Origin of the sequence: Wolbachia endosymbiont of Drosophila willistoni (assembly GCF_040084705.1) — a bacterium.
GTDB lineage: Bacteria > Pseudomonadota > Alphaproteobacteria > Rickettsiales > Anaplasmataceae > Wolbachia > Wolbachia pipientis.
The window spans coordinates 652,283-665,245 of sequence record NZ_CP157591.1 but is presented as its reverse complement, the minus strand read 5'-3'; the positions used below and the strand labels follow the sequence as shown (position 1 = coordinate 665,245).

Genomic DNA, 12,963 nt, shown 5'->3' with positions numbered 1-12,963 from the left:
TATATTTATAAATTATCTAACGTACAGTATTACATTTTCACTTGTCAATTCCTTTATTCGTTGAAATAACAATCTTTCTCTTCACACCTGCAACTTTCAGCTCAGCTTTAATGCGTTGTCTTAAGCTCAAGAGGTCATTTATCTGCACTTCTCCGTACCTAACCACGTGATCGCCATATGCAATCGATACTACTCTTTCCCCGCTCTGTAGCTTCTTTATCGCTTCTTTTACTTGAGTTAAATATTCTTGGTTGTACATCAACTTTTCTCACTCAACCATTGACTTCTTCTCACTTTTTTTGACTTTTTAGCTTTTTCACCTACTAAACTCTCCCACTTACTCTCTGGCCAACGATCAATCCCCAGGGCAATAGACGCTGCTCTTGCGTAAACTCTGCAATCTAATACTTCATTTCGGTCTCTTATCTTTTGCCACTCTTGTTTGGTATATCCTTTTACTACTTTGGTAATTAGTTGCTCTGCGGTTAGCTGCTTAAAATATTCAGGTGGATATTCGGGAAAATGACAATATCCCGGCGCCCCTTCTGTTAAAACATTCAGCAACTGAAACAATTCTGACTTTAATATCGATACTCCAACTGGCCAGAGCTTTATTCCTCTTTTTAGCTTTTGTCCGCCAACTGTTACATCTACTCTACTTGGGCTGTTAAGCGGCACTAGGGCTTTGTTTACCCCTTTCACTGCCATTACTCTTCCCGATCCTTGATGACTTCTTACCCAATTGTATACCTCCTGTGTTGCATACCCAGCATCTACCGCCATCATACTTATCATGTATTCAAGCCCATTTTCACCGATAAAATGATGATTCAAGAGCTCTGACAGTTTCCCCCATACTTCTCCACTTCCAGTATCACCTTCTAATACCTGATAGTCTATTGACCAACTCTCACGACCCATACCCCATGCTACTACTTCTGCTTCTAAGCGGTCTTTTTGTACATCAACCCCTGCCGTTAACACTATTTTTCCACCTTTTGGCACCATGCCTATCGGAAAATTTTCTCGACGCTCAAATAGTTGCTTCCAGTCTGGTACTTCTCCCTTATCTACCCAGGTTTCTCCGAGTGTTGTATTTATCCAAACTTTTAGTAATTGTTCATTTTCCTTTGCATGCAGATAATCTTCCACTGCTTGTTTCCAACTATACCAACCAACTGGGCTATACAAGCTCGATAAATGAAACCCTATTTTTGCCTCTTTTTTTCCCTCCTCCCTAGTTGCTCTCCATTCACCTCTAGCTAGCATCTCTGTTTTTTGATGGTTTTCTATTTTGCCGCTGCATTCTATACACACATAATGGGCTGTTGAGGGATCTTTATCTTTCCACTTTATCTGTGGCCATTTCAGCACCTGATAGTGATCACAATGTGGACAAGGTACAAAAAAGTATCGTTTGTCTGAACTCTCAAATTCCTTCTCTATTCTGCTTATTCCGTGAACCGTTGGTGTTGAAACTAAGAATATTTTTCTCCGCGTAAATGTATTAGTTCGGGCTATGCTGAGTAAAACTGGATCTCCTTCTCCTCCTGAATCTCCTGGATATGCATCTACTTCATCTAAAAAAAGATATCTTACCGGCATTGAACGTAAACCCACTGGACTGTTGGCACCTGTTACTACTACCGTTCCTCCGGGAAATTCCTTACTTTGTACAGTGTTGCCTGAATCTCTCGACCTTGGGTCTTTTATTTTACTCCTTAAACATGGCGTATCTTCAATGAGCGGCGCAAATCTTCCCTTTGACCAACGCTTGCCCATTTCTACTGTTGGCTGTACTACCAGCATAGGGCCTGGTGTTTGGTCGATTATATATCCTATCCAGTTATTCCCAGCTTCTGTTCCGCCTATCTGCGCTCCTTTCATGAATACCACTTTTTCGGCCGGTGAAGACGAAGATAGTGAATCCATTATTTCCTTAAGGTACGGCGTTCTCTCTGTTCTCCATTTCCCCGGCTCTGATGATGCTATCGTTGAAAGTTGACGATTTCTATCTGCCCACTCTGATACTTTGAGCAGTGGATCTGGCTTTAACCCTGTATAAAAGCTACTGCTATATATCATAATGCCATCTGCTGCAATTTTTATACTTTTACACAGCTAAGAGAAAAAGGTATTTTCCCTCTACAATAAGTATCTGCTGACGCTTTACTTAAAATCATTATTGCAACTAATATGTGAATTAGGCTCACCAAGGCGATAAGACGCTTTTTCAGTAATTTATATGTAGTCATTAAAATACACTTTGTGTCAGCTCTTCTAAAGCTGTTCTGATTTCCTCAGTCAGTGTCTCATGGATCTTCTCTGTGTCATTTATCGATGCTAGTAACGCTGAAACCCTATCTGGAATGTTAAGCAAATTATTACGGACAACTCTTGCAACATTAAATGCTTCAGTCTTTACTTCTTCTACTGAGATAAGTTCACCAATCTCAGCTTTTGCTTTTGCCTCGAGCAGTCTTCCCCGCTCCATCTCATTTTTTATCCGCGTTTTTAGCAACATCATGGAAAGTTTATTATTTCCCACTTCTTCACCTTCTGGATTTTTTCTCCTCAGTGGTTGACTTGGATCTCGTATTGCTGCCACCGCTTCATTTGCTTGTTCTCGGTCAATCAAACCATCCTCCAGCTCAACTATTCCTTTCTTTACTAAGTAACAGACGTATTGCTTTGAAACTCCTAGTTCTCTTGCCCATTCCGTCTGCGTGATTTTTCCTCCTTCCACTTTTTTCTCCCTTCTTTTACCGTTTTTCTTCTTGAATTTGGGCAAAGGTTTTGCCAGTATTGGAAAGTATCGCTTCTCTTCCCGTGTATACTTGCCAACGTTTTATGGTCACATCTACAAACGTAGGATCTAGCTCTATCGTTCTACAGATTCTTCCTGTCCTCTCACATGCAATCAACGTACTCCCAGACCCGCTAAATGGATCAAGAACTATGTCCCCTGGTCTACTGCTGTTTACTATCGCTCTCTCCATTAACTCCACTGGTTTCATCGTTGGGTGCAGTGAGTTGTACGTTGGCTTATCGTAAAACCAGAGATCACTTTGATTACGTCCTCCATGCCACTCACGCTTATTGCCATTTTTCCAACCGTAGAGTATTGTTTCGTATTGTCTTTGATAATCAGATCTTCCTAGCGTAAAATGATTCTTTGCCCAAATTATAAATGTCGACCAACGACCACCTGCTTCTTCAAATACCTTTTGCAGCGTTGCCAGCTCGGATGATGATGCACAGATGTAAATTGCACCTTTGGTGTACGCTAAAACGTGAGAACAAATGTCATACAGAAAAAGTTCGTATTTTTCACCTTGATCATCGTTTAGTATTTTTTTGTCTTCTCTTTCCTGACTGTCACCATATGCTACGTTATACGGAGGGTCACACACGGTAATATCTGCCATTTTATCGTCTAATACCGCTTTAAATGATTCAACCAGACAACTATCACCACAGTAGATTCGATGACCACCTAAAATCCATAGATCCCCTGGTTTTGTTATTTTTACCTTTTTGCTATCACCGGCTAAGTCGGAAAAATCTTCTTTTTCACTGTTTTCTCCATCTAAATCATCAAGAAAACGTTGAACCTTTTCCAGCTCAAATCCAGTCATTTTTAGGTCAAACTGCAAATCTTCTAACTCTTGAATTTCCAACTTCAAAAGATCATCGTCCCACTTTGCCCAGTTAGCTGATTGATTTGCTAGTAACCGAAAAGCTTTGGTTTGGGCTTCACTTAAGTTATCACTGAGGACTACTGGAATACTTTCCATACCCAGTTTTCTTGCTGCTTTGAGGCGTAAATGACCATCAACCACAGTGCCATCGCTTTTTGCAACTATTGGAATACGAAACCCAAATTCCCGAATAGAGGCGCACATTCTGTTTACTACATCGTCATTCTTGCGAGGGTTGCGATCATATTCGACAAGATTTTCAATAGGATAGTAGTGTGTTGCTAAGTTCATATTAGTGTATTAAATTGCTATGTTTAAATTCTTAACAAAAAGTTAATAATTAAAAAACGTCTGACGCTGGAGAAGGTCCGGGGTTTCGCTCCCAAATCAGCCTTGCTGGCGGGAAGGACCCACTTCCTATGCGCTATCTAGCATGTTAAAATCTTTACTAAAATTATTAACATAGAACATCAACGCCAAAGCATCCCCCTCATTGTCATCTTGAGGAATAAACCCTTTTCCCTTCACAGCTTCAATAACTTCACTTTTACTTGCATTACCCTTACCGGTGATAAAGCGTTTTATCGTCTTGACAGGTACACCTTGATAAGGTATATTGTTTTCCTCGCACCAAGCTGTTAAATGAGCTAGAAAGCCTCCGTAGCAATGAGCAGCATCAGTTCCAAGGTGTCTTCTTACTTCTTCAAAATACACTGCTTCAATATCTGAAAATCTTTCCCTCATCTCATTGAGCCACCTACGAAAATTTAAGAAGTGCATTCCACCTGGCTTTGTTGCATCGCTAGCTATGATGGATTAAAGATAAAAAAGATAGGGAATATCAGTAGCTTATTATTCTGGTATTTATAACAAGAACGGTCAGTGAATACCTAAATTTGAGTAAAAGAAATTTCACTACCACTCACTAATCTGGCTAAAATTCAAGAATTTCAATGCTTTAGCTATTTTCAATAGAATTAAATTTATTAATATAAATAATAAATTACTATTCTTAAATTTGATCAGATTGATTGCAAAAAAACAAGATTTTCAATAGGTTGCTTATAATCCTAACTATAGTTAGCCTTTCATAAGTAGCGATGCAACAAAGCCATTCCACCTCCGCTGAAACGATTACCATGAAAACTTTCACTCCCACTTTGAATTACTCCATCTGTAAGAATAGCCCAGCCGGTTTGTTTGCCGAGGTCGAGTGTGAGGATTGACATTTGCTATTATTTAAAACTATAAGTAGCGCTAAATATCGTCTGGTTCCTTCAAAATATGCTATGAATGGGTTTTTGTTGGCCAATGACAAGAATCTTATGCTACCTACCTTAGTTAGGACTTGGTATTATATATATTCACCGATTTTACAAAAACTGTTCACTTTTTTTTAATTTTTCTTTGCAAAGCGTAAAAAACGTGCTAAACTCACCCGTGAGTTTGCTATACAGTAATAGAATTGCTAAGAATGCCATTTATTCGAGTTCTAAGGGGTATTATATGCGTTCTTTGGTAATAGTAGTATTTGTACCCTAAAGTTGCATCTAGCCTTAAAACAAAGTTTTTACCTCATCTAAAAAAATACAAATTCTCAATTACGTAACTTACCAAAAGCCTAAATTTCTTTTGCTTCCTTCAATCTTTTCTACTCTGTTTATTTGCCGACTTTTGTGTTTGAAGCACATCTACACTCAATGCCCCTATACTCCGGATTTCTCACCACTTTTTCCGGGATTTTCTGAAAAAAAGTTAAAATAATTTGAATGCAGCTCAGAAATTAAAGAGAGCCTAAACTTTAAGAACCCGCTAAACGGAAGTCCGACCTCCTAGACACCTTACTATTTGAGTTATTTCCATTTTGGAAATAACTGTTTACTGGAGCTGAGAAGAGGTCACATGAATTTTTGATAAAACAGATATTCCCCTCTATCCAGCTCATTAATAAGTTATAATAGCCCTCTAAAGACGTTTTAAAGAATTTAGTTGCAGTAGAGACAATTAATTGGTTAAATTCCTATTGATGATCAATGGTTTGTTTGTAAGTTATAGGAGATAGATAATGGATGAGAATAAGATTGTATTTTATACTACTCCAGGTGGAAATATAGAAATTGAAGTTTTATGCAGAGATGAAAATCTTTGGCTTACGCAAAAAAGGATGGCTGAATTATTTGATGTACAACTGCCAGCTATTAGTAAGCATATCAAGAACATATTTGAATCTGGTGAATTACAGGAAAAAGAAGTTGTTTCCACTTTTGAGGTAACCGCTGCAGACGGTAAAAATTACCCAACACAACTTTACAATTTAGATACAATTATAGCTGTTGGTTATCGAGTTAATTCTAAAAAAGCAACATTATTCAGAGTATGGGCTACAAAAGTTTTGAAGGATTTTATTATCAAAGGATTTGCTTTAGATAGTGAACGACTAAAAAACGGGAAAAAGTTTGGCAAAGACTACTTCAATGAATTACTTGAAAAAATCAGGGAAATACGAGCATCCGAACGTAGATTTTACCAGAAGATTACCGACATTTATGCCGAATGTTCTGCAGATTACGATCCAAATTCAGAAATAACAAAACAATTTTACGCAAAAGTACAAAACAAATTATATTGGGCAATTTATGGTTTAACTGCAGCAGAGTTGATATGTTCTCGGGTTGATCACAAAAAACCACATATGGGGCTAACTACATGGAAAGATGGTCCAGGTAAAAAAATTCACAAGAGTGATGTAAGTATTGCGAAAAATTACTTAACTGAAGAAGAACTAAGTGAACTAAACCACATTGTTTCGATGTATCTAGATTATGCAGAACTTCAAGCAAAAAAGAATCGGCTGATGAAAATGCAAGACTGGGCTGAAAAATTGGATGCATTTCTATTATTCAATGATTATGAAGTACTTAAAGATGCCGGTAAAGTTAGTGCTGAAGTTGCAAAAGCCCTGGCTGAAGGAGAATACGAAAAGTACAGAGTTATACAGGACAAATTACATGAATCTGATTTTGATGAATTAATTAAAGCAAGTAAAGAAAGTGAGAAAATAACTATCTAACTACAACAAAAACCAGCTTGTAGTTGAGTTATCTGTGTTTGACATCTTGTTTACCACCTTTTGTTTTAATTTTAAGGGGGGTGAAAAATTGTGTGCGCCAAGAAGTGCGTAAGGAACAGTTGGTGAAAATCCAACACGGGTAAAGCTTAGCCGGCAACCTGGAACAAACCATTATGCTGCGTAAGGTAACGAGCGTAGTAAAGCTAATGGAATGGACAACATAGGGTGCAACGAAAGTGAAGGTATTGAGTCCCGTAATTCACGCGTCATGGGGGCTGACACTTTACATTTGGTGGAAGGCAACATGGGTAATAACGCTAAGGCAAGATATTACTCACCTCATCGGGATCGAAGGCCGCGTCATGTGTTGAGATGGACCTTACGTGAACTTGGGAGATCCTTTGTATTCCTGTAAGGGTACTCTGGAACAAGTCAATAAAGGCGAGGACTGGAGGAAGATGCAAAGGAAGTCGGACTAACTGATAGTACTCGGAGTGTGGGAAAGCCACATACAAGGGGAAGCGGTTAGCAATATAGTGACTGGTATAGGGATTGCTATACCAATACAACAGAGATTAGAGGAGTATGCAAGGAAAACTAAACCAGATAGCAGTAAGGGCTAAAAGATAAGCGAGTAAAATTTACATCATTAGTTCATTTGATTAATGAAGAGAATCTTGCAGAGTGTTATAAGGAACTAAAACGCAACAAGGCTTGTGGTATAGATCGTGTGACAATGGAAGCTTATGGAGAAAATCTAGAAGAGAAACTTAAAACACTAGTGGATAGTATGAAGAGAAAACAATATCAACCGCTACCAGTGAAAAGGGTATACATACCCAAAGCCGGGAGCAAAGAGAAGCGCGGTCTCGGAATACCATCAACGGAAGATAAGTTGGTACAGGTAATGCTAAAGAAGATATTAGAAAATATTTATGAAGCAAACTTTATGGACAGCTCGTATGGATTTCGACCAGGAAGAAATTGTCATCAGGCAATAAACGCTCTAGATAAAGCAGTTATGCACAAACCAATTAACTATATTGTAGAAGTGGATATCAAGAAGTTCTTTGATAATGTTCAACATAAATGGCTAATGAATTGTCTAAGGGAACGAATAGCTGACCCAAATTTATTGTGGTTAATAAAACGATTTCTAAAGGCAGGAATAGTCGAAGTTGGATGTTATAAAGCAACCGATCAAGGCACACCACAAGGTGGTATAGTAAGCCCTGTATTAGCTAATATATACTTACACTATGTGCTGGACTTATGGTTTGAAAAGAAATTTAAGCCAAAAGCCAGAGGATATTTACAGCTAATAAGGTTTTGCGACGATTTTGTAGTTGGCTGCGAGAGGGAAGAAGACGCAAAAGAATTTCTAGAATTACTGAAACAAAGACTAAGTAAATTTGGGTTGGAAATAGCTGAAAATAAAACAAAAATAGTAAAGTTTGGTAAGAAAGAATGGTATCAAGCAGAAAGAGAGAAACGTAGGACGGCTAGCTTCAACTTTCTAGGATTTACACATTATTGTGGAAAAAGTCGTAATGGTAAACTTATGATGAAGCAGAAAACTTCAAAAATAAGCCTAGCCAGAAAGATTAAAGAAATCAAAGAATGGTTGAAGATGGTACGAAGTCGTATCTGTCTCAAAGATTGGTGGCAGAAACTTAAAGCCAAACTAACAGGACACTATAGCTACTTCGGAGTTAGCGGAAATTATCGGTGTTTGATTCAATTCTATCGACCGGTAACAAAGTTAGCATTTAAGTGGATAAACCGACGTAGTCAAAAGAAAAGTATGGATTGGGAACAATTTATACACTATTTAAAAGTAAATCCATTACCAAAACCAAAGGTATATGTTTCTTTATACACAGGAGCACTAGTGTGAACGCTGTATTGTGGAGCCGTGTGCGGGAAATCCGCAAGCACGGTTCTTTTGGGGAGACTATGGTTATGAGACCAAATCGCTGGTTTCAAGGTCATGAGTCTCTACCAGACCCCCTCCCTTCAGAAAGCCCTATATCTCTGCTTTTTTTGACTACTACAAAAGAAGCTTTTCTGTTGGAGACGTAAATAAACTTTGCTCTTTGTCTCCATTTTAAGCAGCAATCAAATTTTACGAGCTTCTGTCTCTTCTTCTATGGCAGTAACTTCAAACTTTTTTCCTTTAGCTTCATCTACAATTTGCTGATAAAGATTGTTTCATCACTGAGAGTTTTGCAATCAATTGCTCAGAGGTTTGCAATAAAAGTTGTTGTATTCTCATATAGTCTCCATTAACCCCTTATACTCACCACAAGTTGTTCAATCTTTTTTGAAAAATTTTCTTTGCAACCAACAAAAAAACATGATAGACTAGCTTTAGGGTTTTTTGTAATAAATAAAAATCTGAGATAAAAAATAATTTAGAAATGCCTCATAATCGATTTTTAAGCTACCTTACATGAGCAACTTAGGTCTTGGTGGTATAATTGTACCCTGAAGTCGTAGAATCGTTTTAAAACCGCATTAGCAGACCAACGTTTATCTGAGTTTTATCAGCATAAAAAAAAGATGAGAGTAAGAGCCTTTTAAAAACGCACTAATTGTATTTTTCATTAAATGTAAATATCTTAATAATATTTTGTGGCAGCCTTTCTGGACTTCTTTCTTTTTGCTGTTTAAGTTATTGTACTTTATTTGTATTTTACTATTATTTTATATTATCTATTATTATTTATTACTATTATATATATATAATATATAAGGGTTTTAGGAACGCAGAATCCGCTATACTGGCTGACTTCAGACACATAATAACTAGGAACACTTTTAGGAATAGAGGGCAAAAGGTTAGGATTCAAGCGATCTTTAGCTTCCTAGTTTCTCATTACTTATTTAGTAACCAAGGAATCAGGAATATAATTCAACCATTTGATGTCTTATCCCTTTTTAATTGAAATCATAACTTATAATAGGGTTGTGGCTCCGAAGTTAGATTGAGTAGATGGTAGATTGAATAGAGAAAATAGGGCAACTCTAAAATATTTAAAGAGCCACCCATAAAGAAAGACTTATCCTAACATTAAATTTTGCCTATAGCTAAAATCTTCAGCTCCAAGAGTGAACTTTCCTATACCACAAGCAAATGGTCCAGTTGGAATGTCAAGCCACTTATCCTCTTTTGCACCTGTAGACATTCCTTTAACTAACTGCTTTGCTTGTAAAAGTTCCTGAACTATACGCTCTAGTCGATCTCTTCCCATACTGTGGAAAATCTCAGGTAGCCTATGCCGTTGTTTATATACTCCTGTGCTTCCTCTGTGTGAGTAAATGGGTGTCCTGCAACAGCAGATCGTGTAATTGCATCAGTAAGACATATTTTAAGGTCTTTTTCACTAGCATTTTTAACTGTTAGTTGTATTGTTATATCTTCTAGTAGCCCTGTTTCCTGATTTCTTAGGTAAGTTCTTACAGTGCGATCAGCTAAACCATTGGCCTTCACAATTGCCCCATGAAACAAAGCATTCTGTCTTGGTGTTTCTCCTACTGCCTTAAAGATTTCTAGCCTAGCTGTATTTTCTATTGGCCAAAAAGCGTATGAGCATCTAACACCATTAACAAGAGCAGAGGTACCTCTAATTGCATCGCGTGCTTGTTCAGCAGTTAATATTGGTTTTTCTCCTTTTGGCTTTCTCATGTGATGAGCAGTAATTATCGAAGCTCCAGTACTACATGCTAAATCAGATAATAAGCACATTAGATAATCCCCTACAGCAGGATCAGCATTTATATCTGCATGGATAAATGAAGCAAGTGGATCAAATACTATCAATTTCAGATCTTTAATTTCCTCGAGCTGTTTCATTACGGATTCGAATTCAGGAGAAACTTCGACGATTTTACCACGAACATTTCTGAGTATTGTAAGTGATCCTCTGACGTTTGGCAGTGGTACAATAAATAATTTATCTTTATGTTTCAACCTTTCACACTTAGGGTCGAGTCGTTCTAAGCGGCGGTGTATCTCACTTGCATCATCTTCTGCTGAAAAAATCACTACTGATCCATGTTCAGTAACAAGTGAACCAAAGCCACACATCTGATCCTTATCACTTGCAACCTTAAGCGCTAGGTCAAGAAGAAGCATACCTTTGCCTGTATCTCCCATTGCTGCTATTATTGAAGTAACACCTAAAGGAAATAGACCTTCAACAAGAAACTTTTGCTCTGGTACCGGACCTACAAAGCGCTCTGCACTCCAATCTAAAATGTTAAGTGGCTGTTTTGTGGATCTTTCTAAACTTTTCATATTTGAAGTATCAGTAGCTGGAGTATCAATAGTAAGCAACGGAGTTGAAGCTAAAAACTCTTTGACATCTATACCTTCCTCTACACAATCAGCAGCATCCCATTTCTCAGGCTTACCTCGAGGAATTTCAAGCACAGCAAGTGATGCAACTCCGATCTCTAAAAGCTTTTTTTCAGCATTTTTTGCGTATTTATTACCTGCTTCATCATTATCTGGCCAAATGATAATATGCTTACCTTTAAGTGGTGACCAGTCTGTTTTATCAATTGGTGCGTTTGCTCCAGACATTGCTGTTGTTGCTGTGATACCTTGTTCTATCAGCGCTTCTGCACATTTTTCCCCTTCAACCAGAACAACTTTATCAGACTTTAAAATACTTGGTATGTTATAGAGAGGTCTTACTTTTGGCGCACCATACCGAGATTGTTTAACATCAAAAGGCTTATATTGCTTTTTTCCTTTAGGAGGATCAGAACGATAAATTTTTACAATGACCTGACCATTTTCATCATAATAATTCCAACTGTGGGTAATAAATTTCTCGAAGTCTTCGTCAGCCTTTGCGCATTTCTTGTTATATCCAAGACATTCACTTATAGAGGCCATCACTTCACAAAAGTCTCTCTTTGTATCTTTTCCCTGTGCACCTGCCCAAATATCAAGAACATCACCTTTCTGCCCAGTTGCAAAATCCTGCCAGAGTCCGGCTTTTCCACCAGTTAATGCTACTCTGAGGCTTTGTCCTTTGTTACCATGCACATCACCTATTCGGAATTCATCTCCATGAAAAGTTCCCCTTGGGAATAAATAAGAAAGGCATGATCTTATGTTTAATAATAGTTGTCTTTTTATTTCTTCTACATCAAATTGCTCTAATGGTTCTACAGTATTATTAAAATCATAATATTCATCATTTAAAGTATTTTTTTGTTTGACATCAGTTAAAAAATCTTGTACCATAAGTTGAAACTCCTTTTAAGATTAAGCGTTTGAAAGGTTTTTGAGTAAGGCTGTTTTGATTGGGGTCTTACTCTTTCATTATGTAAGTAAAAACTACGGTGGGGGTTCTCTTGGCAAAGCTTGAAAAATATATTAACAAGTAAAGGAAGTCAGTTCAGGTGAAAAGTGAGGTTTTAGTATCTTCTTTCTTTTAAGGAAAAACACTCTATTATAATTCTACTACATTTTACTCACCATGTCAACCACTTAGTTTTTATTCTGTTGATATATTTAAAATAAATTAAAAAAACTAATGTTTTCTTTCTGCTATATAATTCATAATGGTGTCTTTGATAGAAAACCCTCTACTATATATATACCGGGTTTCTTATGACTTTTTCTGAAAAAATTAAAAACTTTTTTCTTTGGAGGAGTTTGGCCTACCTATTAATGATAATCTTTTCAAGCCATCTGTAAAAATGAAAAGTTTCTGAAAACGGCAATTACTTTTTGGTTCATGAATAGAATTATTAAAGATGCTTTTTATTCAAATTTTAAAGGGCATTACAGGTGCTAAAGGGTACAGTTTAAAGTGGAATCACTTTAAAACGTAATTACAGGCTTTTTGCCTACCAATGAGACATAAAGTACGAAATATAATCTTTGTCTCTATTTTGAACTATTAGCGGTAGTTAGCTGGTTCTTTACATTAAATAACTCAGCTATATTATAGTGCATTTTTTATATTAACTAAATCTCTTAATTGATCGTTGTTAAATTCTGTAATCCAACTCTCGCCACTACTTATAGTTAGGTTTGCTAATTCCTTCTTGCTTTGAATCATCTCATCAATACGCTCTTCAAATGTACCTGTTGAAAGTAGCCTGTACACCATGACATTACGTTCTTGCCCGATACGATAGGCCCGATCTGTTGCTTGTGCTTCCACTGCT

10 protein-coding genes and 1 pseudogene are annotated in these 12,963 nt (G+C 37.2%); 3 read left to right on the top strand and 8 right to left on the bottom strand.

Features of this window, described 5'->3' with window-relative positions; genetic code table 11:
* Positions 1–37 precede the first annotated feature (37 nt).
* The 5 genes and pseudogenes from ABL518_RS03435 to ABL518_RS03415 form a co-directional block, all read right to left on the bottom strand.
* Positions 38–259, bottom strand: a complete 222-nt coding sequence (locus ABL518_RS03435) for a gpW family head-tail joining protein (RefSeq protein ID WP_010082193.1) — start codon at positions 257–259, stop codon at positions 38–40.
* Entirely contained in the window at positions 259–2,085 is a 1,827-nt protein-coding gene (locus ABL518_RS03430) for a phage terminase large subunit family protein (protein ID WP_015588914.1), read from the bottom strand. The genes ABL518_RS03435 and ABL518_RS03430 overlap by 1 nt, the downstream gene beginning before the upstream one ends.
* A 169-nt stretch (positions 2,086–2,254) precedes the next feature.
* Positions 2,255–2,746, bottom strand: coding sequence for a MarR family transcriptional regulator (locus tag ABL518_RS03425; protein ID WP_010962472.1), 492 nt, complete (start codon positions 2,744–2,746; stop codon positions 2,255–2,257).
* A 16-nt stretch (positions 2,747–2,762) separates the two neighbouring features.
* Entirely contained in the window at positions 2,763–3,992 is a 1,230-nt protein-coding gene (locus ABL518_RS03420; RefSeq protein WP_095742730.1) for a DNA modification methylase, read from the bottom strand.
* A gap of 126 nt (positions 3,993–4,118) precedes the next feature.
* Positions 4,119–4,487 (bottom strand): annotated as a pseudogene (locus tag ABL518_RS03415) (Holliday junction resolvase); the annotation flags it as partial.
* Between the two features lie 1,279 nt (positions 4,488–5,766).
* Here ABL518_RS03415 and ABL518_RS03405 point away from each other — a divergent pair.
* The 3 genes from ABL518_RS03405 to ltrA all read left to right on the top strand — a co-directional run bounded on the left by ABL518_RS03405 (position 5,767) and on the right by ltrA (position 8,668).
* Positions 5,767–6,771, top strand: a complete 1,005-nt coding sequence (locus ABL518_RS03405; RefSeq protein WP_010962468.1) for a virulence RhuM family protein — start codon at positions 5,767–5,769, stop codon at positions 6,769–6,771.
* Positions 6,772–7,265: 494 nt separating this feature from the next.
* Positions 7,266–7,394 (top strand): hypothetical protein, encoded by a 129-nt coding sequence (locus tag ABL518_RS03400; RefSeq protein WP_255324786.1) that lies wholly within the window; start codon positions 7,266–7,268, stop codon positions 7,392–7,394.
* A 35-nt stretch (positions 7,395–7,429) separates the two neighbouring features.
* Positions 7,430–8,668 carry a group II intron reverse transcriptase/maturase gene (gene ltrA / locus ABL518_RS03395; RefSeq protein ID WP_010082264.1) on the top strand — a complete coding sequence of 413 codons (1,239 nt, stop codon included), beginning with the start codon at positions 7,430–7,432 and terminating at the stop codon, positions 8,666–8,668.
* A gap of 1,165 nt (positions 8,669–9,833) precedes the next feature.
* Here ltrA and ABL518_RS06570 read toward each other — a convergent pair.
* The 3 genes from ABL518_RS06570 to ABL518_RS03385 all read right to left on the bottom strand — a co-directional run bounded on the left by ABL518_RS06570 (position 9,834) and on the right by ABL518_RS03385 (position 12,959).
* Positions 9,834–10,025, bottom strand: a complete 192-nt coding sequence (locus tag ABL518_RS06570; RefSeq protein ID WP_007550458.1) for a hypothetical protein — start codon at positions 10,023–10,025, stop codon at positions 9,834–9,836.
* On the bottom strand, positions 10,007–12,031 hold the full coding sequence (locus tag ABL518_RS03390) for an AAA family ATPase (RefSeq protein ID WP_010082263.1): 2,025 nt from the start codon (positions 12,029–12,031) through the stop codon (positions 10,007–10,009). Before ABL518_RS03390 ends, ABL518_RS06570 begins: the two co-directional genes overlap by 19 nt.
* 706 nt (positions 12,032–12,737) lie before the next feature.
* Complete coding sequence (locus ABL518_RS03385; RefSeq protein ID WP_010082262.1) at positions 12,738–12,959, bottom strand: hypothetical protein; 222 nt, start codon at positions 12,957–12,959, stop codon at positions 12,738–12,740.
* Between the last annotated feature and the right edge of the window lie 4 nt (positions 12,960–12,963).